This is a genomic window from Piscinibacter sp. (assembly GCF_047600445.1).
Lineage (GTDB): Bacteria > Pseudomonadota > Gammaproteobacteria > Burkholderiales > Burkholderiaceae_C > Piscinibacter.
Map to the genome: position 1 here is coordinate 450,529 of NZ_JASGKT010000001.1, position 20,719 is coordinate 471,247.

The 20,719-nt window shown below is 70.5% G+C and carries 21 protein-coding genes; 8 read left to right on the forward strand and 13 right to left on the reverse strand.

The window, feature by feature from the left end; all coding sequences use genetic code 11:
* Positions 1-127 precede the first annotated feature (127 nt).
* From yidC to rpmH, 4 genes are read right to left on the reverse strand one after another with little or no spacing between them, the layout of a single operon-like run.
* Entirely contained in the window at positions 128-1,843 is a 1,716-nt protein-coding gene (gene yidC, locus QM792_RS02085; protein ID WP_415147517.1) for a membrane protein insertase YidC, read from the reverse strand.
* Positions 1,840-2,100: a membrane protein insertion efficiency factor YidD gene (gene yidD, locus QM792_RS02090; protein WP_415147518.1), complete on the reverse strand. Its 261-nt coding sequence runs from the start codon at positions 2,098-2,100 to the stop codon at positions 1,840-1,842. Before yidD ends, yidC begins: the two co-directional genes overlap by 4 nt.
* Positions 2,097-2,561 carry a ribonuclease P protein component gene (locus QM792_RS02095; protein ID WP_415147519.1) on the reverse strand — a complete coding sequence of 155 codons (465 nt, stop codon included), beginning with the start codon at positions 2,559-2,561 and terminating at the stop codon, positions 2,097-2,099. The genes yidD and QM792_RS02095 overlap by 4 nt, the downstream gene beginning before the upstream one ends.
* Positions 2,562-2,594: 33 nt before the next feature.
* Positions 2,595-2,729, reverse strand: a complete 135-nt coding sequence (gene rpmH / locus QM792_RS02100; protein WP_007834827.1) for a 50S ribosomal protein L34 — start codon at positions 2,727-2,729, stop codon at positions 2,595-2,597.
* Positions 2,730-3,007: 278 nt separating this feature from the next.
* Between rpmH and dnaA the strand changes: the two genes are divergently transcribed.
* From dnaA to QM792_RS02125, 5 genes are all read left to right on the forward strand, one after another.
* Positions 3,008-4,420: a chromosomal replication initiator protein DnaA gene (gene dnaA, locus QM792_RS02105; protein WP_415147520.1), complete on the forward strand. Its 1,413-nt coding sequence runs from the start codon at positions 3,008-3,010 to the stop codon at positions 4,418-4,420.
* 234 nt (positions 4,421-4,654) lie between these two features.
* A complete protein-coding gene (dnaN, locus tag QM792_RS02110; protein WP_415147521.1) occupies positions 4,655-5,761 on the forward strand; it encodes a DNA polymerase III subunit beta in 1,107 nt (368 codons plus the stop codon).
* Between the two features lie 124 nt (positions 5,762-5,885).
* Complete coding sequence (gene gyrB, locus QM792_RS02115; protein ID WP_415147522.1) at positions 5,886-8,378, forward strand: DNA topoisomerase (ATP-hydrolyzing) subunit B; 2,493 nt, start codon at positions 5,886-5,888, stop codon at positions 8,376-8,378.
* Positions 8,379-8,424: 46 nt separating this feature from the next.
* Positions 8,425-8,790, forward strand: a complete 366-nt coding sequence (locus tag QM792_RS02120; RefSeq protein WP_415147523.1) for a TfoX/Sxy family protein — start codon at positions 8,425-8,427, stop codon at positions 8,788-8,790.
* Between the two features lie 24 nt (positions 8,791-8,814).
* Positions 8,815-9,360 (forward strand): GNAT family N-acetyltransferase, encoded by a 546-nt coding sequence (locus tag QM792_RS02125; RefSeq protein ID WP_415147524.1) that lies wholly within the window; start codon positions 8,815-8,817, stop codon positions 9,358-9,360.
* A gap of 86 nt (positions 9,361-9,446) precedes the next feature.
* On the opposite strand, the gene nadC is transcribed toward QM792_RS02125, so the two are convergent.
* From nadC to QM792_RS02140, 3 genes are read right to left on the reverse strand one after another with little or no spacing between them, the layout of a single operon-like run.
* Entirely contained in the window at positions 9,447-10,307 is an 861-nt protein-coding gene (gene nadC, locus QM792_RS02130; RefSeq protein WP_415147525.1) for a carboxylating nicotinate-nucleotide diphosphorylase, read from the reverse strand.
* Between the two features lie 60 nt (positions 10,308-10,367).
* Positions 10,368-10,787: a VOC family protein gene (locus tag QM792_RS02135; RefSeq protein ID WP_415147526.1), complete on the reverse strand. Its 420-nt coding sequence runs from the start codon at positions 10,785-10,787 to the stop codon at positions 10,368-10,370.
* Between the two features lie 35 nt (positions 10,788-10,822).
* On the reverse strand, positions 10,823-11,122 hold the full coding sequence (locus tag QM792_RS02140; protein ID WP_415147527.1) for a hypothetical protein: 300 nt from the start codon (positions 11,120-11,122) through the stop codon (positions 10,823-10,825).
* A gap of 245 nt (positions 11,123-11,367) precedes the next feature.
* Between QM792_RS02140 and QM792_RS02145 the strand changes: the two genes are divergently transcribed.
* Positions 11,368-12,078 carry a hypothetical protein gene (locus QM792_RS02145; RefSeq protein ID WP_415147528.1) on the forward strand — a complete coding sequence of 237 codons (711 nt, stop codon included), beginning with the start codon at positions 11,368-11,370 and terminating at the stop codon, positions 12,076-12,078.
* 13 nt (positions 12,079-12,091) lie between these two features.
* Here QM792_RS02145 and QM792_RS02150 read toward each other — a convergent pair whose 3' ends face one another.
* Both QM792_RS02150 and QM792_RS02155 read right to left on the reverse strand, forming a co-directional pair.
* A complete protein-coding gene (locus QM792_RS02150; RefSeq protein WP_415147529.1) occupies positions 12,092-12,568 on the reverse strand; it encodes a MaoC family dehydratase in 477 nt (158 codons plus the stop codon).
* Positions 12,565-13,515, reverse strand: coding sequence for an ornithine cyclodeaminase family protein (locus QM792_RS02155; protein WP_415147530.1), 951 nt, complete (start codon positions 13,513-13,515; stop codon positions 12,565-12,567). Before QM792_RS02155 ends, QM792_RS02150 begins: the two co-directional genes overlap by 4 nt.
* A 46-nt stretch (positions 13,516-13,561) precedes the next feature.
* On the opposite strand from QM792_RS02155, the gene QM792_RS02160 reads away from it, so the two are divergent.
* Entirely contained in the window at positions 13,562-14,041 is a 480-nt protein-coding gene (locus QM792_RS02160) for an SET domain-containing protein (RefSeq protein WP_415147531.1), read from the forward strand.
* Between the two features lie 6 nt (positions 14,042-14,047).
* Here QM792_RS02160 and QM792_RS02165 read toward each other — a convergent pair whose 3' ends face one another.
* Positions 14,048-14,533 (reverse strand): LEA type 2 family protein, encoded by a 486-nt coding sequence (locus QM792_RS02165; RefSeq protein WP_415147532.1) that lies wholly within the window; start codon positions 14,531-14,533, stop codon positions 14,048-14,050.
* A 108-nt stretch (positions 14,534-14,641) separates the two neighbouring features.
* Between QM792_RS02165 and QM792_RS02170 the strand changes: the two genes are divergently transcribed.
* Positions 14,642-14,968 (forward strand): hypothetical protein, encoded by a 327-nt coding sequence (locus tag QM792_RS02170; protein ID WP_415147533.1) that lies wholly within the window; start codon positions 14,642-14,644, stop codon positions 14,966-14,968.
* On the opposite strand, the gene QM792_RS02175 is transcribed toward QM792_RS02170, so the two are convergent.
* The 3 genes from QM792_RS02175 to QM792_RS02185 are packed head-to-tail and all read right to left on the reverse strand — an operon-like array spanning position 14,962 to position 20,719.
* Positions 14,962-16,476: an AAA family ATPase gene (locus QM792_RS02175; protein WP_415147534.1), complete on the reverse strand. Its 1,515-nt coding sequence runs from the start codon at positions 16,474-16,476 to the stop codon at positions 14,962-14,964. The two genes, QM792_RS02170 and QM792_RS02175, sit on opposite strands and share 7 nt — an antisense overlap.
* On the reverse strand, positions 16,473-19,568 hold the full coding sequence (locus QM792_RS02180; RefSeq protein ID WP_415147535.1) for an efflux RND transporter permease subunit: 3,096 nt from the start codon (positions 19,566-19,568) through the stop codon (positions 16,473-16,475). The genes QM792_RS02175 and QM792_RS02180 overlap by 4 nt, the downstream gene beginning before the upstream one ends.
* Positions 19,569-19,579: 11 nt before the next feature.
* Entirely contained in the window at positions 19,580-20,719 is a 1,140-nt protein-coding gene (locus tag QM792_RS02185; RefSeq protein ID WP_415147536.1) for an efflux RND transporter periplasmic adaptor subunit, read from the reverse strand.

Here is a 20,719-nt window from a genome sequence, read left to right on the forward strand (position 1 = left end):
CTGCCCCGCATGGAATCGGTGGAAGGAGTGCTTCCTTGGCGCCGATGTTCCGCAGGCGCGGCTTTCACGCCTAGCCCCCAGGCGAGGGGAGACGCCCCCCAGCCCAAGTGCTTCACGAAAAAGCCCGTCAGCCCTTGCCGAGCACGCCGAGCTGCTTGTTGATCAGGTACTGCTGCGCGATCGACAGGATGTTGTTCGTCAGCCAGTACAGCACCAGGCCGGCCGGGAAGAAGAAGAACATCACCGAGAACACCAGCGGCATGATCCACATCATCTTGGCCTGCACCGGATCGGGCGGCGTCGGGTTCAGCCAGGTCTGCAGCAGGCTGGTGCCGGTCATCAGCAGCGGCAGGATGTAGAACGGGTCGATCGCCGACAGGTCCTTGATCCAGCCGATCCACGGCGCGTTGCGCATCTCGACGCTGGACAGCAGCACCCAGTACAGCGCGATGAAGAAGGGCATCTGCGCGAAGATCGGCAGGCAGCCGCCCAGCGGGTTGACCTTCTCCTCGCGGTAGATGCGCATCATCTCCTGCTGCATCTGCTGCGGCTTGTCCTTCAGGCGCTCGCGCAGCTCCATCACCTTCGGGTTGATGGCCTTCATCTTCGCCATCGAGCGGTAGGCGCTGGCGTTGAGCCAGAAGAAGGCGATCTTCAGCAGCACCACCAGCGCGACGATCGCCCAGCCCCAGTTGCCCAGCAACCCGTGAAGCTGCGTCAGCAGCCAGAACAGCGGCTTGGCCAGGATGGTGAACCAACCGTAGTCCTTCACCAGTTCGAGCCCTGGCGCCAGCGCGGCGAGCTTGTTCTCCTCCTGCGGGCCGGCGTAGAGCTGCGCGTCGAAGGCCTTGGTGGCGCCGGCGGCCACCTCGCCGACCGGCAGGAACATGCCGACCGAATAGGTGTTGGTGTCGACCTTGCCGGTGTAGAACTCGCGCGGCAGCCTGGCGCCGCTGCCGTTGTCGGGCAGCCAGGCCGAGGCGAAGTAGTGCTGCACCATCGCCACCCAGCCGTCGTCGCCGGTGACGGCGTGGTCGGGCTTGTCGCCGGGCTGGCGCTTCTCGATCTTCTTGAAGTCGATCTTCTGGAACTTGCTCGCGTCGGTGTAGATCGCCGGGCCGGTGAAGGTGAAGTAGAAGCTCGACTCGCCCTCCGGCGGGTTGCCGTCGCGCACCAGTTGCAGGTACAGGCGCGGGCTGAGCGCCGCGCCCGACGGGTTGCTCACCTCGTGGCGCACGCCGATCACGTAGTCGCCGCGGCGGAAGGTGTAGATCTTGGCGAGCTTGACGCCGCCGATCTCGGGCGACTCGAAGCGCACCTGCAGCTCGTTGCTGCCCTCCTTCAGCGCGAGGTCGCCCGGCACCAGCTCCATCACCGTGCGGTGGTTGGGCAGCCCGGCGCCGCCGGCCGGCGGGATCAGGCCGCTCTCGGCTTTGTACAGGCGCTTGGCCGACTGGTCGAACAGCACGACGTTCTTGGTGCGGTCGTTCTGGTCGGCCTGCTTGAGCAGTTCCAGGCGCACCAGCGAGCCGCCCGCGCTGTCCAGCGTCGCCTTGACGAGATCGGTGGCGATGGTCACCTGCTTGGCCACCGGCGCGGAGGCCGCGGCGGCGGGCGCCGCCGGCTCGGCGCCGGGCGCGGCCGTCGCCGCAGCCAGCGCGGGAGCCGGCGTGGCCGGGCTCGGCACGGCGCCGGGCGCCGCCGATGCGCCCGCCGCGGCCGGCTTGGCCGGCGCCGGGGCGAACATCGAGGGCTGGCCGTTGTGGCGTTGCCAGGCGTCCCAGATCAGCACCAGGGACATCGAGAACACCACCCACAGCAGGGTGCGGCGGAAGTCGGTCATGAGGAGGTCTTGTCGGACAAATGGGAGAACAGCGCCGGCTTGCACGCCGGCACGGCATCGACGCCGCCCGCGCACCACGGGTGGCAGCGCAGGACGCGCGCCGCCGCGAGGTAGCTGCCGGCCGCGGCGCCGTGGCGTTCCAGCGCTTCGAGCGCATAGGCCGAGCAGGTCGGCTCGAAGCGGCAACCGCTGCCCAGCCAGGGGCTCAGCAGCAGCCGGTAGCCGCGCACCAGGGCGATCAGCAGGCGTTTCATCACGTGCGGGCCTGGCGGAACAGGGTGCTCAGTTCCTCGCGCGCCGCCGCCGCCAGCGCGGCCGAGGCGGCCGAGGGGAAGGCGCGCACGTCGAACGGCGAACGCAGCCGCACCACCCACAGACCGTCGTCCAGCGCCGCTTCGCCGCGGCCGGCGGCGGCGCGGATCTGGCGCTTCAGCAGCGAACGGGTGACCGCGCGACGCGCATGGCGCTTGGGCAGCACCAGCCCGAGCCAGTGCCGCACGGCCGGCGGACTTGTGCTGGCGCAACAGTCATCCACAGGCCATTCGGGAAGAGGGGCTTCGCCTGTTGACAAGTCGGCCCGATCGCGCTTGGCGCGGCCCCCCGCGGGCGGTGTCGGCCGGCCGCGCAGGTGGTGCAGTGCGAAGTGCGCCGTGCGCGCCCGCGGCGCGCAGCGCAGCACACGTTCGAAGTCGACGGAGCGCACGATGCGACCGAGCACGGCGCAGGAGCGGGCGGCGGGTGGCCGCCGGCCTCAGACGGCCAGGCGCTTGCGGCCCTTGGCGCGGCGCGCGTTGATGACCGCGCGGCCACCGCGCGTCTTCATGCGGACGAGGAAGCCGTGCGTGCGGGCGCGGCGGACTTTGGAGGCTTGGTAGGTGCGCTTCATGATGGGTCCAGCGTGTGCAGTTTCGAGGCGGTGTGCCCACGGGCGGCTGCGACTCCGCGGGGCTTGGCCGGCCGCTCGCGGGAACTCGAGGGTTTCCACGCAGGAGGGCTTCGGCGAACCCGCGATTACAGCAAGAAAGCGCTTTGTGGTCAACGACTTGGGCGCCAAAGCCCCGCCGTGGTGCCGGACCGGGTGCCGCGCCGATCTGTGGATAACCACTGGCGCGCCGGCCGGCTATGGGTAGAATCCGGGCGCTTTCCAGAAGACTTTTCCACAACATGGCGGCAGACCTGTGGCAACGCGGCTGCGAGAAACTCGCAGCCGAGCTGCCAGAGCAGCAATTCAACACCTGGATCCGGCCCTTGCCGGCCGCCGACGTCAGCGACGACGCATCCGGCGGCGCGGTCGTGACCGTGCGGGTGCCGAACCGCTTCAAGCTCGACTGGATCCGCAACCAGTACGCCGGCCGCATCGAGACCGTGCTCAGCGAGCTGGCCGGCAAGCCGGTGCGCCTGGACATCACGCTGGCGCCGCGCGACGCGCCGGTGGCCGCCACGCGCAGCGCAGCACCCGCCGCGCAGCAGGTGGTGGCGGCGCTGCGCATGCCCGGCAGCAACGCCGCCACGGCCACGCCGCGCGGCCCGGCCGCGGCGCCGCCGTCGCCGTCCTCGCTGAGCCGCCTGAACCCGCAACTGACCTTCGACACGCTGGTGCCCGGCCGCGCCAACCAGATGGCGCGCACCGCCGCGCTGCACGTGGCCGGCGCGCCGGGGCAGATGTACAACCCCCTCTTCATCTACGGCGGCGTCGGCCTGGGCAAGACGCACCTGATCCACGCCGTGGGCAACGCGCTGCTGGCCGACCGGCCCGACGCGCGCATCCTGTACCTGCACGCCGAGCAGTTCATCACCGACGTGGTGCGCAACTACCAGCGCAAGACCTTCGACGAGCTGAAGGCCAAGTACCACTCGCTCGACCTGCTACTGATCGACGACGTGCAGTTCTTCGCCGGCAAGGAGCGCACGCAGGAGGAGTTCTTCAACGCCTTCGAGGCGCTGCTGGCCAAGCGGGCGCACATCATCATGACCAGCGACACCTACCCCAAGGGGCTGGTGGACATCGACGAGCGCCTGACCAGCCGCTTCGACGCCGGCCTGACGGTGGCCATCGAGCCGCCCGAGCTGGAGATGCGCGTGGCCATCCTGATGCGCAAGGCCGAGCAGGAAGGCGCGCCGATGCCGGAAGACGTGGCCTTCTTCGTCGCCAAGAACGTGCGCGCCAACGTGCGCGAGCTGGAAGGCGCGCTGCGCAAGATCCTCGCCTACTCGCGCTTCAGCCAGAAGGAGATCAACATCGGGCTGGCGCGCGAGGCGTTGAAGGATCTGCTGTCGATCCAGAACCGCCAGGTCGGCGTCGAGAACATCCAGAAGACGGTGGCCGACTTCTACAAGATCAAGGTCGCCGACATGTACAGCAAGAAGCGCCCGGCCTCGATCGCGCGGCCGCGCCAGATCGCGATGTACCTGGCCAAGGAGATGACGCAGAAGAGCCTGCCCGAGATCGGCGAGCTGTTCGGCGGGCGCGACCACACGACGGTGCTGCACGCGGTGCGCAAGATCGCCGGCGAGCGGCAGAAGAACAGCGAGCTGAACCAGCAACTGCACGTGCTGGAACAGACCCTGAAGGGTTGAAGCCTTGAAAACCGACCGGTGTCAAGGGACAACTCTGGGGACAGCGCCGGAACAAGCGCGCGGCTGTCCACAGCCTGCGGCCGACCGGCGCAGTTGTTCAAGTTCGCGCGGGCCTTCTCCGGCCCTTGCCGCACAGGGTTTGGCCGTGCGTAAAGGCTTGACGGAAAAGGCGAAAATAGCGTTCTCCACAGAAAACCCGGTCCTCTACTAAGACGACCAATTCAAGAGGTTGACATGATTGTCTTGAAGGCAACGCAGGAAAAAGTGCTGGGCGCGCTGCAGGCCGTGGCGGGCATCGTCGAGCGGCGCCACACGCTGCCCATCCTGGCCAACGTGCTGATCCGCAAGAACGGCGGCCAGGTCGAACTGACGACCAGCGACCTCGAGATCCAGGTGCGCACCAGCGCCGAGCTCGACGGCGACGCCGGCAGCTTCGCGACCACCGTCGGCGCGCGCAAGCTGATCGACATCCTGCGTTCGATGCCGGCCGACCAGACCGTGAGCCTGAGCGCGAGCCAGAACAAGCTGACGCTGCAAGGCGGCAAGAGCCGCTTCACGCTGCAGACACTGCCGGCCGACGACTTCCCGCTGGTGCAGGAGGCCGTCGACTTCGGCCCGATGTTCAGCGTGCCGCAGAAGACGCTCAAGGGCCTGATCAACCAGGTGCACTTCGCGATGGCGGTGCACGACATCCGCTACTACCTCAACGGCATCCTGTTCGTCGCCGAAGGCCGCAACCTGACGCTGGTGGCCACCGACGGCCACCGCCTCGCGCTGGCGCAGGCCACGCTGGACGTCGAGATCCCCAAGCAGGAGGTGATCCTGCCGCGCAAGACGGTGCTCGAACTGCAGCGCCTGCTGAAGGACGAGGACACCGCCATCGAGATGCGCTTCGCCGGCAACCAGGCCAAGTTCGTGTTCAGCGGCATGGAGTTCGTCACCAAGCTGGTGGAGGGCAAGTTCCCCGACTACAACCGCGTGATCCCGAAGAACCACAAGAACGCCGTGACGCTGGGCCGCGCGCCGCTGCTGGCGAGCCTGCAGCGCGCCGCGATCCTGACGTCCGAGAAGTTCAAGGGCGTGCGCGTCAACATCGAGCCGGGCACCTTGCGCATCGCGTCGAGCAACGCCGAGCAGGAAGAGGCCAAGGAAGAACTCGAGGTCGACTACGACGGCGACAGCATCGAGATCGGCTTCAACGTCACCTACCTGATCGACGCGCTGACCAACATGAGCCAGGAGATGATCAAGCTGGAGCTGCAGGACACCAATTCCAGCGCGCTGATCACCATTCCGGAACAGACCGGCTTCAAGTACGTCGTGATGCCGATGCGGATCTGAGCGCCTGCGGCGCCCAGATCCTTCGGATCGTTTCCACTTCGCTCCCCCCTGCCCCCCGCCAAGCGGGGGGTTCTGTCTCGTTAGACACCCGGTCCGGCTTTGCCGGCCCTCTCGAATACACGCCATGAGTGAATCGCAGTCGCCCGATCCCAAGCCTTCCGATTCCGGCTACGGCGAAGGCAGCATCCAGATCCTCGAAGGCCTGGAGGCGGTGCGCAAGCGGCCCGGCATGTACATCGGCGACACCTCCGACGGCACCGGCCTGCACCACCTCGTCTTCGAGGTGGTCGACAACTCGATCGACGAGGCGCTGGCCGGCTACTGCGACGACATCGTCGTCACCATCCACACCGACAACTCGATCTCAGTCATCGACAACGGCCGCGGCATCCCGACCGGCGTGAAGATGGACGACAAGCACGAGCCCAAGCGCAGCGCCGCCGAGATCGCGCTGACCGAGCTGCACGCCGGCGGCAAGTTCAACCAGAACAGCTACAAGGTCTCGGGCGGCCTGCACGGCGTGGGCGTGAGCTGCGTGAACGCGCTGTCGAAGTGGCTGCGCCTGACGGTGCGGCGCGACGGCAAGATGCACTTCATCGAGTTCCGCAAGGGCGTGCCGCAGGATCGCCTGATCGAGCAGAAGGACGGGTTCGACGTTTCGCCGATGAAGATCACGGGCGACACCGAGAAGCGCGGCACCGAGGTGCACTTCCTGCCCGACGAGGAGATCTTCAGCAACGTCGACTTCCACTACGAGATCCTCAGCAAGCGGCTGCGCGAGCTGAGCTTCCTGAACAACGGCGTGAAGATCCGCCTCGTCGACGAGCGCAACAACAAGGAAGACAACTTCGCCTTCGCCGGCGGCGTGAAGGGCTTCGTCGACTTCATCAACACCGGCAAGAAGGTGCTGCACGGCACCGTCTTCCACGCCACCGGCGAGAAGGCCAGCGACCAGGGCACCACCATCACCAGCGAAGTGGCGATGCAGTGGAACGACGGCTACAGCGAATCGGTTCTGTGCTTCACCAACAACATCCCGCAGCGCGACGGCGGCACGCACCTGACCGGCCTGCGCGCGGCGATGACGCGCGTGATCAACAAGTACATCGAGGACAACGAGCTGGCCAAGAAGGCCAAGGTCGAGATCAGCGGCGACGACATGCGCGAGGGCCTGTGCTGCGTGCTGAGCGTGAAGGTGCCCGAGCCGAAGTTCAGCAGCCAGACCAAGGACAAGCTGGTGTCCAGCGAGGTGCGCGGGCCGGTGGAGGAAGTCGTCGGCAAGGCGCTGGCCGACTACCTGCTGGAGAACCCGAACGACGCCAAGATCATCTGCGGCAAGATCGTCGAGGCCGCGCGCGCCCGCGAGGCCGCGCGCAAGGCGCGCGAGATGACGCGCCGCAAGGGCGTGCTCGACGGCATGGGCCTGCCCGGCAAGCTGGCCGACTGCCAGGAGAAAGACCCGGCGCTGTGCGAGATCTACATCGTCGAGGGCGACTCGGCCGGCGGCTCGGCCAAGCAGGGGCGCGACCGCAAGTTCCAGGCGATCCTGCCGCTGCGCGGCAAGATCCTCAACGTCGAGAAGGCGCGCTACGAGAAGCTGCTGTCCAGCGACGCGATCCTGACGCTGATCACCGCGTTGGGCACCGGCATCGGCAACGAGGACTTCAACGCCGACAAGCTGCGCTACCACCGCATCATCATCATGACCGACGCCGACGTGGACGGCGCGCACATCCGCACGCTGCTGCTGACCTTCTTCTACCGCCAGATGCCGGTGCTGGTGGAGCGCGGCCACGTCTACATCGCGCAGCCGCCGCTGTACAAGGTCAAGCTCGGCAAGGACGAGCAGTACCTGAAAGACGGCCACGAGCTCGACGCCTACCTGCTGCGCGTGGCGCTGAAGGACGCCAGGCTCGCCACCGGCGTGCCCGGCGCCGCGCTGCTGCAGGGCGAGGCGCTGGAGACGCTGGCGCGGCAATACGTGCTGGCCAACAACGTGGTGGAGCGGCTGTCGAACTGGATGGACGTGGAGGCGCTGCGCGCACTGGCCAACGGCCTGGAGCTGAACCTCGACACGCTGGAAGCCGCCGAGGCCTCGGCCGCGGCGCTGAAAGGCGCGCTGAACGCCGCCGAGGTGGTGGCCGAATTCGACGCGCGCACCGACAAGCACCACCTGCGCATCAGCCGCATGCACCACGGCAACGCCAAGAGCAGCGTGATCACCGCCGACTTCGTGCACGGCGCCGACTACGAGGCGCTGGCCGGCGCCGGCAAGACCTTCAAGGGCCTGGTGGGCAGCGAAGCCACCGTGAGCCGCGGCGAGGGCGAGCGGCTGAAGGAAGCCAAGGTGGACGACTTCCGCCAGGCCATGGCCTGGCTGATGCAGCAGGCCGAGAACGCGGTGGGCCGCCAGCGCTACAAGGGCCTGGGCGAGATGAACCCCGAGCAGTTGTGGGAGACCACGATGGACCCGACAGTGCGCCGGCTGCTGAAGGTGCAGATCGACGACGCCATCGAGGCCGACCGCGTCTTCACGATGCTGATGGGCGACGAGGTCGAGCCGCGGCGAGACTTCATCGAGACGAACGCGCTGAGGGCGGCGAACATCGACGTGTGAGGTGTCGTCGGGTCGCGCGTCCACCGTCTGTCCACCGTCTCTCGCGATGGCTTCCGACATCAAGACCGTGGCGTTCATCGCCGACCAGAGCGGCCTCGGCGATCGCCTTGCCCATAAGCGCATGTTCGGCGAATACGCGCTTTATCTGAACACGAAGGTCGTTGCCTTCGTTTGCGACGACAAGCTCTACCTGAAGCCCACGGATGCGGCGCGCGCCCTGCTCGGGTCGCCCACGGAGGCGCCGGCCTATCCCGGCTCCAAGAACTATTTCTTGCTCGAGGAAGAGCTCGAGAACCCGACGCTTCTTGGCAGGGCCTTCGAAGTCACGGAGGCTGCTCTTCCGCTGCCGAAGCCCAAGCCGCCAGCCCGGCAGAAGTCTGGTCAGCGGGGCAAGGCGAAAGGTGCGGTCTAAAGCACGTTAGGCGTCACAACTCCCATGCCCGTACTTCCAGAGACTCTCAATACGCACAGGTTGCGACTCAGAAAGCCGAAAGCATCGGACGCCTCACGCATCTTCGCTGCATATGGACAAGACCCCGATGTAGCGCATTACATGATCTGGCGGCCGCACACAGAAGTCAGCCAGACTCAGGAGTTTATCTGCGACTGTTTGAGATCCTGGGAAGGTGAAGACCGCCTTCCCTACGTAATTACTCGTCAGGATCGCGATGAACCGATCGGTATGCTCGATGCTCGGTTCCAGGGGCATATGGTCGACATCGGGTACGTCTTGGCCAAACGCGAATGGGGCCACGGCTTCATGCCCGAGGCTATCGAAGCCCTGGTCAGCCAGTTGTTTTCCCTTCCTGGCATCTATCGCGTCCAGGCAACCTGCGACGTAGACAACAAGGCTTCTCGACGAACTCTGGAGAAATCAGGCTTCGACCGGGAGGGTAGGTTTGAGCAGTACACAATCCATCCAAACATCTCATCCATACCCAGAGCTTGCTACATGTACGCGAAGTGCCGCAGTGACGCCTAACCCTTCGCTGGAGCCGACAAGCGCCATGCCGATGCTTGCGGCTCGGCTCAAACGCTAGGCGTCTCCGAGACTTCAAGAACCCGCGCTCACACCATCGCCAGATCCAGCCCGATATCCGCCGCCGGCGCGCTCTGCATCAACCGGCCGACCGAGACGTAGTCCACGCCGCTCGCCGCAATCGTGCCGATCGTGTCGAGCCGCACGCCTCCCGAAGCCTCGGTCTTCGCGCGCCCTGCGACCAGCGCCACCGCCTCGGCCAGCGTTGCCGGCGCCATGTTGTCCAGCAGCAGATGGTTCGCTCCCGCCGCCAGCGCCGGCTCGATCTGGTCCAGCCGATCCACCTCGCAGATGATCCACGCGATGCCCGCCGCCTTCGCCCGCGCCACCGCCGCGCCGACACCCCCCGCCACCGCGATGTGGTTGTCCTTGATCATCGCCGCGTCCCACAGGCCCATGCGGTAGTTCTCCGCCCCGCCCAGCCGCGTCGCGTATTTCTCCAGGCGGCGCAGGCCCGGCAGCGTCTTGCGTGTGTCGAGCAGCGTTGCGCGGCCGCCCATCGCATGCACGTAGGCACGGGTCATGGTGGCGATGCCGCTCAGGTGCTGCACCGTGTTCAAGGCGTTGCGCTCTGCCGTGAGCAGCGCGCGGGCGGCGCCGGTGACGCGCAGCAGTTCGGCGCCGGCCGGGACCGCCTCGCCCTCGGCGGCGAGGATGTCGACCGCGCACGCCGGGTCGAGATGGCGGAAGAAGGCCGCGGCGATCGGCAGGCCGGCGACGACGATATCCTCGCGGCTTGCCATCACGCCCGCGAAGCGCGCCTCGGCGGGGATGACGCTCTCGCTGGTCACGTCGCGACCGCCGCCGGGAAAGCCCACGCCGAGATCCTCGGCCAGCGTGGCGGCGATGAAGGCCGGAAGGTCGAAGCCGGGGAGGGTGAAGGCGCTCATGGCCCGTGATTGTCCGGCAGGAGTCCAGCGATCAAACTAGCTTCCAGCTTTGGCGACCGCTCACCAGCTCCCGCTGTTGGCCATAGACACCCAGGGCTCGGCCGGCGGCAGCGGCGCGCCGGCCTGCAGCAGTTCGATCGAGATCGCGTCGGGCGAGCGCACGAAGGCCATGCGGCCGTCACGCGGCGGGCGGTTGATGGTCACGCCGTGGCGTTGCAGGCGCTCGCAGGCGGCGTAGATGTCGTCGACTTCGTAAGCGAGGTGGCCGAAGTTGCGCCCGCCGCCGTAGGCCTCGGGATCCCAGTTGTGCGTCAGCTCGACCTGCGCCTCGTGCTGCCCCGGCGCGGCAAGGAAGTAGAGCGTGAAGCGGCCGGCCGGCACCTCGTGCCGGCGCACCAGTTCCAGGCCGAGGGCATCGCAGTAGAAACGCAGCGAGGCTTGCGGGTCGCTCACGCGGACCATGGTGTGCAGGTACTTCATGGCGCGATTGTCGGCCGGGCGCGGCCCGCACGGGCTCAGCGGGGCCGGGCGGCGTCGTCGCCGGGCGGGTGATCCAGTTCGACGACGTGCATGCCGTCGCGCAGGTCCATCGACGAGGTGGCCCAACTGTCCATCGGCAGGGTCGGGCGGTCGTCGAAGTCGGCCGGCGTGGTGCTGCGCGGCGGGCCGCTGTCGTCGATCTCGACCCACTCGCCCTCGGGCTTGCTGTCGGTGATGCGCCAGACGCGCCGCCGCGCCGACGGCGCGCGCGAGGGCGACGCGGGCCAGCGGCCCAGCGTCAGCAGTCTGACGACGGCGAACGTGACGCGGTTCACTCCGGGATTCCGTGCGGGGGTGTTGAACGAGAGCCGCAAAGATAGGCAGCCGCTCGCCGCGCGTCATCCGCCGCGAAGGGCTTTGTCCGTCAGCGTGCACGCACCCGGCGCCAGGGGTCGCCGCCGGGCGACGGGCATGCGACGGAAATCACGGGCATGGTGCGGGTTGCGGGCGAGCGCGTCGTGCGCCCGGGGGCGCGCCGGACAATGATGGCGCTCCGTCCCGCAGGCCCACCCGACCGCCGATGTCCGCCCCGGTTATCCCCACCAAGACCGCGCTCGGCCAGTTGGCGCTGCGGCGGCGCACCGGCGACATCGGCCCGCGCCACCGCACCATCCTGTTCCTGGTCGACGGGCGGCGCGCGCTGGCGCAGGTGCTGAGCCTGGCGCACCAGGCCGGGTCGGCCACCAGCCATTTCGAGGACCTGGTGCGCATGGGCTACGTCGAGCTGCCGCCCGAGCCGCCGAGCGCGGCGCCGCCGCCGGACGAAGCGCCGCTGGAGTCGCCGCGGCCGGCCGAGATCACCGAGCTGGCCGTGGAGGTCGGCGGCGAGGTGGACGAGGCACCGGAGCGGGAGCAGGAGCAGGAGCAAGAACAAGAACAGATGACTCCGGAACCGGCGCCCTTCCTGCCGCCCGAGCCGCCACCGCCGCCGCCACCGCCACCGCCCGCCGAGGAGCCGCCGGTGCTGCAGCGGGCGCGCGCGCAGTTGCTCGACTGCCTGCGGCTCGACCCGCAGCCCAACGGCGCGCGGCTGGCCGAGAAGGTGCGCACGGCGCCGGCCAGCGCGACGCTGATCGACGTGGTGTGGACCATGGAGCGCGGCCTGCGCCACCATCAGCGCACGCACGACGGGCTGATCGCGCTGCAACGCGCGCGCGAACTGCTCGGCCTGGGCAATACGCTGGTCGAGGAAGACAGCACGCCGGGCCGCCTGGACGAAGGCGACTGGTGAGCCGGCGCCGCGCTCAGGAGTCCGTCGCGGGCCGGCGCCGCAGCATGCCCCAGCCTTCCATCGTCATCACCACCTCGCGCTGCTGATTCAGAACCTGCCAGCGCTGGCGCACCAGGCCGACGTCGGGGCGGCTGCCCATGGGGCGCGCCTCCAGCACTTCCATGCGCACCGACAGCGTGTCGCCCGGGTACACCGGGCGGGTCCAGCGCAGGCTGTCGATGCCCGGCGAGCCGAGGCTGGCGGCGTCGAGCAGGTGGTCGTCGCAGATCATGCGCATGGTCATCGCGCAGGTGTGCCAGCCGCTGGCCGACAGGCGCCCGAACAGCGAGGCTTGGGCGGCCGCGTCGTCGAGGTGGAAGGGCTGCGGGTCGAACTCGGCGGCGAAGGCGAGCACGGCCTCGCGCGTCACCGGCTTGGCGCCGAACTCGCGCACGCTGCCGGCGGGGAAGTCTTCGAACCAGAAACGGATGGGGCGTGCGGTGCTGCTCATCGCCCGAGCATAGCGGCGGCGGCGAGTTCGGCCGCGGCCAGGTCTTCGAGCGCGTTGCCGACAGCCTTGAAGAGCGTGATCTCGCCGGCGTCGCGGCGGCCGGCGCGCTCGCCGCGCACCAGTTGCGCCAGCGTGCCTTGCAGCCGCTCGGCGCGGAAGCCGCCTTCGGCGACGGCGGCCAGCACGTCGCCCGACTTGGCCAGCGCCTCCTCGGTGTCGACGAAGACGCGGGCGCGTGCGAAGCACTCGGCGTCGCACTCGCGCATGCGCGGCGTGAAACTGCCGATCAGGTCGAGGTGCGCGCCCGCGCGCAGCCAGCGCCCTTGCACCAGCGGCGCGGTGGCCAGCGTGGCGCAACTGACGATGTCGGCCTCGGCCACCGCGGCGGCGAGCTCGTCCACGGGCTGCGCGTCCAGGCCTTGTTCGCGCCAGTCGCGTGCCAGCGCCGCGGCGCCTTCGGGGCGGTGGTTCCACACCCGCACCCGCGCGATGGGCCGCACGCAGCGCATCGCCTCGGGCAGCAGCCGCGCGACGCGGCCGGTGCCCAGCACCAGCAGCCGCGCGGCGCCTTCGCGCGCCAGAAAGGAGGCCGCCAGCGCCGCCGCCGCGGCGGTGCGGCGCGAGGTGATCTCGTTGCCGTCGAGCTGCGCCAGCGGCACGCCGGTGCGCGCGTCGAACAGCGTGTACAGCGAATGCAGCCCGGGCAGGCCGCGAGCGCTATTGGCCGGGAAGATCATCACCGTCTTCAGCCCGAACAGGCCGCCCGGCCGCCACGCCGGCATCAGCAGCACCGTGCCGCCGGGGCCCTGCGGGTCGGCCGGATCGGTGATGGTGTGGGTGTGGCGCAGCGGCACCTCGGCGCCATGCGCGAAGGCCTCGCGCAGCGCCGGCACCAGCGCCTCGAAGGCGAGCTGCGCGGCGGTGGCGGCGGCGTCGAGCTGGAGCATGGCCGGCAGTATCGCCGCCCGGCCGCGCGGCGCGACAATCGTGACCATGCCCCGCGTCCAGCCCTTGCCCGCCGCCCCTGCGCCCGCCCCCGCCGCGCCGCGCCGGCGCGGCGTGCCCGCCGACCCGCAGAAGTACGCGGTGGACGTGAAGCCCAGCCGCATCGACGGCCGCGGCGCCTTCGCCGCCGAGGCGGTGCCGGCGCGGCGCAAGATCGGCGAGATCCGCGGCGAGGCGATCAGCGTGCGCGAGGCGCGGCGCCGCGCCAAGGGCCAGCGGCGCATCATGATCGTCGAGCTGAGCGAAACGCGCGCGATCGACGCTTCGCATTCGGCCGACCCGCTGCGCTTCACCAACCACTCGTGCCGGCCCAACGCGGTGCTGCGCATCCGCCAGGGCCGCGTCGAGTTCTACGCGATGCGCGACATCGCGCCGGGCGAGGAGATCACCGCCAACTACGGCGAGACGCACCACGAGGGCAGGCTCGCCTGCCGCTGCGGCGCGCCGGGCTGCGTGGGGGCGATCTGAAGACGCTCAGCGCGCCGCGCGCGGCAGCAGCGTTCCGACCGCGAGCGAGCCTTCCTGGCTGAAGCGCACCGCGCCGAAGGCGCCGCCGGCGAGCTTGCCGCGCAGCACGAAGGGCACCGAGTCGCGCGTCGTCATGCTGCCGTCGGCCAGCGCCAGCGCCTGGCGCACCGCGCCGAGCGCCGAGATGCTCATCGGCACCACCAGCACGCGCTCGCCGTAGCGCGGCACGCTGCCGCGCTGGTCGCTCACGCCGCTGGCCAGCGTCTTGCCGTTGACCTCCAGTTCGAGCGCGCTGCCGTCGAACTCCACCGGCGCGTCGTTCGGGTTCTGCACGCGCAGCTTGACGGCCAGGCGCAGCTCCAGGCCCTGGCCTTCGATCGGTTCGATGCCCACCAGTTCGACGCGCAGCGGGTCGCTGCCCGGCAGCAGGGCGCAGGCGGCGAGCAGCAGCGAGGCGAGGACGGCGGTCAGGCGTGAGGTGAGGGTTCGCATGGGGCGCAGTATGCCGGCCTTCGATCGGGCCTGGGCGGGCGATTGATTCAGTTCAACACGGCCGCGCCGCTGCGGCATACGATGCGGCCGTCGACCGGAGAAGCCGCCATGAAGTCGCTCAAAGCCACGCTGAACATGCCGCCCGAGCCCGGCTTCGACGAGGCCTCGCTGGCCGATGCCTCGCTGCCCGACGACGGCAGCATCGTGCGCCATCCCGACGGCTACTACTGGATCGCCATCGACGGCCACCAGGAGTTCGGCCCCTTCGACACGGCGGCCGAGGCGCTGGCCGACATGAACGCCGGCTTCGACGACAACCCCGAGCCCGGCGAGACGCTGCAGGAAGCCGAGCAGGAGCTGGGCCTGGCCGACTGGGTCGACGCCGACACCGGCGAGCTGGCCGAGGGCACCGGCACGCGGCTCGAGGATCACTGAGCCGCCAGCCGCGCCGCCAGCGCGGCGCAGCGGCGCGCCACGGTGGCCGGGTCGGCGTCGGTGTCCAGGCGCAGCGCGCCTTCGTCGGCGGCCGGGATCTCGACGATGCGCAACTGCAAACCCAGCACCTCCTGGTCGGCGTCCGAGGCGTCGCGGCCCTCGGCCGCGCGGCGCGCGATGCGCTCGCGCAGCACCGCCTCGGGCGCCACGCATTCGACGAGGCGGAACTCGGCGCCGTGCGCCTCGGCGAGCGCGCGCAGCGCGTCGCGTTCGTGGCGGCGCAGCGCGGCGGCGTCGACGACCACGTTCAGGCCCGCCTCCAGCAGCGTGCCCGCCAGGCGGCCCAGGCACGCGTAGGTGCGCCGCGTCATCGCGGCGGCGTAGAGCGCGCCGGCCTGCGCCGGCGTCGGCCGCGCCTCGGCGGCCAGCCCGGCCAGGCGTTTGCGTTCGACGTCGGAGCGCAGCCGCAGCGCGCCCAGCGCCTGCAGCAGTTCGAGCGCGACCGTGCTCTTGCCCGAGCCCGACAGCCCGACGGTCAGCAGCAGCAGCGGCCGCGCGCGGCGCGCCGCGGCGATCTCGCGCGCCACGCCGATGTCGCGCGCGCAGGCGGCTTCGTCGTTGCGCAGCGCCGCCACCTGGGCGCGCACCAGCGCGCGGTAGACGGCGAAGAAGGGCAACAGCGCCAGGCCCTCGTGGTCGCCGCCGCGCTCGGCGTAGGCGCTGGCGAAGCGCCAGGCGAGCGATGGCAGGCCGTGGCGCCACAGGTCCATGAAGACGAAGGCGGCGTCGGCCATCGTGTCGGCGTGGCGCAGCGCCGGGTTGAATTCGATCGCGTCGAAGGGCACCGGCCGACCATCCAGCATCACGATGTTGGCCAGGTGCAGGTCGCCGTGGCCCTCGCGCACGCGGCCCTGGGCGCGGCGCAGCGCGAGCCGCGGCGCGATGCGCTCGAACTCGCGTTCGCTCCAGCCGTGCAGCTCGCGCAGGCCGCGTGTGTCGCCGAGCGCAGCGAAGTTAGCGCGCGCCCAGCGCAGCACGTCCTCGGGCTCGCCCCAGGCGGCCGGCGAGGCGGGCAGCGCCGCGTGGAAATCGGCCACCTCGCGCGCCAGCGCATCGACCTCGGCCGCGCCCAGCGCGCCGCGCGCGGCCAGGCGGGCCAGCAGCAGGTCGTCGTCGAAACGGCGCATGCGCAGCAGCCAGTCGATCGCGCCGGATGCATCGCCGGGCGTGCCGACGCGCGGCGCGGCGAGGCTGCCCTGCACCGGCCGCACGTCGAGGTAGAGCTCCGGCGCGGTGCGCCGGTTCAGGCGCAGCTCTTCCTCGCAGTCGCGGCGCCGCGCCGCCGGCGTCGAGAAGTCGAGGAAGGGCAGGCGCAGCGGCTTGCGCAGCTTGTAGGCGAAGTCGCCGGCCAGCAGCAGCGTCGAGATGTGCGTCTCGATCGTGCGCGTGCCGGGGCCGAGCGCCGCGCCCAGCGCGGCGGCCAGCGTGCGGTGCTCGGCCGGCGTCACGTCGGCTGCGCCGGCGCCGCGCCGGCGGCGTGGCCGCGCCGGTGCGCGTGCCGGGCGAACCACTGCACGAGGTCGTCGACGAAGGTGAACACCACCGGGATCACCAGCAGGCTCAGGAAGGTGCTGGTGATCAGCCCGCCGATCACGACGATGGCCATCGGCGCGCGGAAGCTCGGGTCCACGCCCAGGCCGAGCGCGATCGGCATCATGCCGGCGCCCATCGCGATGGTGGTCATCACGATGGGCCGCGCGCGCTTGCGGCAGGCGTCGAGCAGCGCGTCCCAGCGGGCGAGGCCGTGCTCGCGGCGCGCCAGCACCACGTAGTCGATCAGCAGGATGGAGTTCTTGGTCGCGATGCCCATCAGCATGATCAGGCCGATCATCGAGGGCATGGACAGCGAGGACTGCGTGATGAACAGCGCCAGGAACGCGCCCGGCACCGACAGCACCAGCGCGGCCAGGATGGTGGCCGGCTGCACGAAGTCCTTCAGCAGCAGCACCAGCACGACGTAGATGCACAGCACGCCGGTGATCATCGCCAGGCCGAAGCTCTCGAACAGCTCGCCCATCGCCTCGGCGTCGCCCACCGAGGTCTGGATCACGCCGGGCGGCAGGTTCTTCAGCGAGGGCAGCGCCAGCGCGGCCTTCTCGACCTCGCCGAGCGGCTGGCCGTTCAGCTCGATCTCGAAGTTGACGTTGCGCAGCCGGTCGTAGCGCGCGATCTCGGTCGGGCCGGAATCGATCGCCAGCGTCGCGACGTTGCCCAGCGGCACCGGCCCGCGCGCGCCGGGCACCGGCAGGCGCGACAGCAGCGCGAGGTCGGCGCGCGCGTCGTCGGCGAGCTTCACCACCACCGGCACCTGGCGTTCGCTGAGGTTCAGCTTCGGCAGGCCCTGGTCGTAGTCGCCGTTGGTGGCGATGCGCAGCGTGTCGGCGATGGCCTGCGAGGTGACGCCCAGGTCGGCGGCGCGCGCGAAGTCGGGCCGCACGATCAGCTCGGGCCGCACCAGGCTGGCGCTCGAGGTCACCGCGCCTATGCCGGGGATGCCGCGCAGCTCGCGCTCGACCTGCGCGGCGTGCGCGCTCAGCACGCGGCCGTCCTCGCCGGCCAGCACCAGCACGTACTTCTCGCTGGAGGCGCCCAGGCCGACCTTGACGCGCGCGCCCGGCAGCACCTCGAGCGCGTCGCGCAACTGCGCCTCGATGGCCTGCTTGGACAGGCCGCGGCGCGCGTCGCGGTGCGTCATGTTGATCGTCAGCACCGCGCGGCGCACCTCGGCGAGCGTGGGCGCGAACGGGTCGGAGCCGGCCGCGCCGCCGCCGATCGCGGTGTAGACCAGCTTGACGTGCTCGTTCTTCTGCACCAGCGCGCGCGCCTGCTCGGCGGCGGCGGTGGTCTCGGCCAGCGTGCTGCCCGGCGGCAGCGTCAGCGTCACCTGGGTCTGCGAGAGGTCGTCGGGCGGGATGAAGCCGGTGGGCAGCAGCGGCACCAGCGCGAAGCTGCCGACGAAGAACGCCGCGGCGGCCAGCAGCGTCCAGAAGCGGTGCTTCAGGCACCAGCGCGCCCAGCCGAGGTAGACGTCCAGCCAGCGCGCCGGCTTCTCCACGTGCTTGGGCGAGCGCAGGATGTAGGCCGCCATCATCGGCGTCAGCATGCGCGCCACCACCAGCGAGAAGAACACCGCGATCGCCGCCGTCCAGCCGAACTGCACGAAGAAGCGGCCGGCGATGCCGCTCATGAAGGCGGTGGGCAGGAACACCGCGATCAGCGTGAAGGTGGTGGCGATCACCGCCAGGCCGATCTCGTCGGCGGCCTCCATCGCGGCCTGGTACGGCGTCTTGCCCATGCGCAGGTGGCGCATGATGTTCTCGATCTCGACGATCGCGTCGTCGACCAGGATGCCGACCACCAGCGACAGGCTCAGCAGCGTCACCGTGTTGACCGTGAAGCCCATCAGGTGCATCACGAAGAAGGTCGGGATCGCCGACAGCGGCAGCGCCACCGCCGAGACGAAGGTGGCGCGCCAGTCGCGCAGGAACAGCCACACCACCAGCACCGCCAGCGCCGCGCCCTCGTAGAGCAGCTTCATCGAGCCGTCGTAGTTCTCCTGCACCGGATCGACGAAGTTGAAGGCCTCGGTGATGGCGATGTCGGGGTGCTCGGCCTTGAGCTTGGCCAGCGCGGCGCGCACGCCGTCGGTGACCTCGATCTCGCCGGCGCCGCGCGAGCGCACGATCTCGAAGCCGACCACCGGCTTGCCGTCCAGCAGCGCCGCCGAGCGCGGCTCGGCCACGGTGTCGTGCACGCGCGCCACCTGGTCGAGGCGGATGCGGCGCCCGTCGGCCAGCGCCACCTCCATGCGCGCCAGCTCCTCGGCCGACTGCACGGTGGCGATGGTGCGCACCGACTGCTCTGCGCCGCCCAGGTCGGCGCGGCCGCCCGAGGCCTCCTGCTGCACCTGGCGGAGCTGGCGCGAGATGTCGGCGGCGGTGGCGTTGAGCGCCAGCAGCCGCGCCGGGTCCAGCTCGACGCGCACCTCGCGCGCGACGCCGCCGACGCGCGACACCGCGCCGACGCCGGGCACCGCCAGCATCGCCTTGGCGACCTGGTTGTCGACGAACCACGACAGCGCCTCGTCGTCCATCTTCTGCGAGGCCACCGTGTAGGTGAGGATGGGCGTGCCGGCGAGGTCGACCTTCTTGATCACCGGGTCGCGCAGGTCGGACGGCAGGTCGGAGCGCACGCGCGAGACGGCGTCGCGCACGTCGTCCACCGCTTCCTGCGTGGGCTTCTCGAGGCGGAACTCGGCGGTGATCGTGACGGTGCCGTCGGTCAGGCTGGTGTACAGGTGCTTGAGGCCCTGCACCGTGGCCAGCGAGTTCTCGATCTTGCGCGCCACCTCGGTTTCGAGCTGCCCCGGCGAGGCGCCGGGCAGCGCGGCGACGATGTTGACCATCGGCAGGTCGATGTCGGGGAAGTTCTGCACCTTCATCGCCCGGAAGCCGACCAGCCCGGCCAGCGTGAGCATCAGGAACAGCAGGATGGACGGCGTCGGGTTGCGGATCGACCAGGCGGAGACGTTGATGGCCATGCCCGCGCTCCTTATTTGGCCGCCGGCGCCGACGCCGCGGAAGGTGCGGCGGGCGCCGCGTCGACCACGCGCACCAGGTCGCCGTCGCCGAGGAAGCCGGCGCCGGCGGCGACCACCCGCGCGTTGCGGTCGACCCCGCCGGTGATCTCGACGCGGTCGGCCCAGCGCCGGCCGGTGCTCACCTTCACCTGCTGCACCTTCGAGTCGGGGCCGACGCGCAGCACGTAGCTGAAGCCGTCGCGCAGCAGCACCGCGCCCTGCGGCAGCGACAGGCCCTGCGCCTGGCCGATCTCGAACTCGCCGCGCGCGAACATGCCGGCGCGCGCCGCGCCGGGCTGCGGCAGGTCGACGTAGACGATGCCGTTGCGCGTGGCCGCGTCGACGGTCGGCGCGACCATGCGCAGCCGGCCGGCGATGGCCGTGCCGCCGGCCGGCGTGACCGTCGCGGCGACACCCGGCTTGAGCTGCGCCAGGTCGGCGGCGGCCACCTCGGCGCGCCATTCGAGGCGCCCGCCGCGGATCAGGCGGAACAGCTCCTGCCCGGCCGGCAGCACCGCGCCGACGGTGGCGCTGCGCGCCGAGATCACGCCGTTGTCGGGCGCCAGCACCTGCGTCTGCGCCAGGCGCAGTTGCTGGGTCTTCGCGGCGGCGCGCTGCGCTTCCAGGCGCGCCTGCGCGGTGCGCTCGGCGGTCAGGTACTGGTTGATCTGCTGCGCCGACAGCGCGCCGGTGGCCTGCAGCTCGCGCGCGCGCTGCGCGTTGGCGCCGGCCTCGGCGAGCGTGGCCTCGGCCTCGGCGACGGCGGCGCGCGTCTGCGCCAGCTCGGCGGCGATGGTGTCGGGCGCGAAGGTGGCGAGCGCCTGGCCGCGCTTGACCACGTCGCCGACGTTGACCCGCACCTCGGCCAGGCGCAGCCCGTTCGCCTCGGTGCCTATGCTGGCCTCCTGCCACGCGGCGATGTTGCCGTTGGCGGCGATCTTCAGCGGCACGCTGGCCGGCTGCGGGCTGGTGACGGTGACGGTCAGCGCCGGCTTGGCCGGCGCCGCGGCGGCGGGCGCGTCGGCGGCGTGCACGACGACGGTGATCGCCAGGGCGGCCAGCGCGACGGCGAGCGGCGCGGCGGCGAACAGGAGTCGGTGGGAGGCGGGCAT

What these genes read in the sequence shown, in the direction of transcription:
- nadC (WP_415147525.1), bottom strand. Translation starts at nt 10,307, where the DNA reads ATGAGCGCCTTCACCCTCCCCGGCTTCGACCTTCCGGCCTTCATCGCC.
- QM792_RS02155 (WP_415147530.1), bottom strand. Translation starts at nt 13,515, where the DNA reads ATGCTCCAGCTCGACGCCGCCGCCACCGCCGCGCAGCTCGCCTTCGAG.
- QM792_RS02180 (WP_415147535.1), bottom strand. Translation starts at nt 19,568, where the DNA reads ATGGCCATCAACGTCTCCGCCTGGTCGATCCGCAACCCGACGCCGTCC.
- rpmH (WP_007834827.1), bottom strand. Translation starts at nt 2,729, where the DNA reads ATGAAGCGCACCTACCAAGCCTCCAAAGTCCGCCGCGCCCGCACGCAC.
- QM792_RS02165 (WP_415147532.1), bottom strand. Translation starts at nt 14,533, where the DNA reads ATGCGAACCCTCACCTCACGCCTGACCGCCGTCCTCGCCTCGCTGCTG.
- QM792_RS02150 (WP_415147529.1), bottom strand. Translation starts at nt 12,568, where the DNA reads ATGAGCAGCACCGCACGCCCCATCCGTTTCTGGTTCGAAGACTTCCCC.
- dnaA (WP_415147520.1), top strand. Translation starts at nt 3,008, where the DNA reads ATGGCGGCAGACCTGTGGCAACGCGGCTGCGAGAAACTCGCAGCCGAG.
- QM792_RS02160 (WP_415147531.1), top strand. Translation starts at nt 13,562, where the DNA reads ATGCCCCGCGTCCAGCCCTTGCCCGCCGCCCCTGCGCCCGCCCCCGCC.
- yidC (WP_415147517.1), bottom strand. Translation starts at nt 1,843, where the DNA reads ATGACCGACTTCCGCCGCACCCTGCTGTGGGTGGTGTTCTCGATGTCC.
- dnaN (WP_415147521.1), top strand. Translation starts at nt 4,655, where the DNA reads ATGATTGTCTTGAAGGCAACGCAGGAAAAAGTGCTGGGCGCGCTGCAG.
- QM792_RS02125 (WP_415147524.1), top strand. Translation starts at nt 8,815, where the DNA reads ATGCCCGTACTTCCAGAGACTCTCAATACGCACAGGTTGCGACTCAGA.
- QM792_RS02170 (WP_415147533.1), top strand. Translation starts at nt 14,642, where the DNA reads ATGAAGTCGCTCAAAGCCACGCTGAACATGCCGCCCGAGCCCGGCTTC.
- QM792_RS02135 (WP_415147526.1), bottom strand. Translation starts at nt 10,787, where the DNA reads ATGAAGTACCTGCACACCATGGTCCGCGTGAGCGACCCGCAAGCCTCG.
- QM792_RS02120 (WP_415147523.1), top strand. Translation starts at nt 8,425, where the DNA reads ATGGCTTCCGACATCAAGACCGTGGCGTTCATCGCCGACCAGAGCGGC.
- gyrB (WP_415147522.1), top strand. Translation starts at nt 5,886, where the DNA reads ATGAGTGAATCGCAGTCGCCCGATCCCAAGCCTTCCGATTCCGGCTAC.
- QM792_RS02145 (WP_415147528.1), top strand. Translation starts at nt 11,368, where the DNA reads ATGTCCGCCCCGGTTATCCCCACCAAGACCGCGCTCGGCCAGTTGGCG.
- QM792_RS02185 (WP_415147536.1), bottom strand. Translation starts at nt 20,719, where the DNA reads ATGCCCGCCTCCCACCGACTCCTGTTCGCCGCCGCGCCGCTCGCCGTC.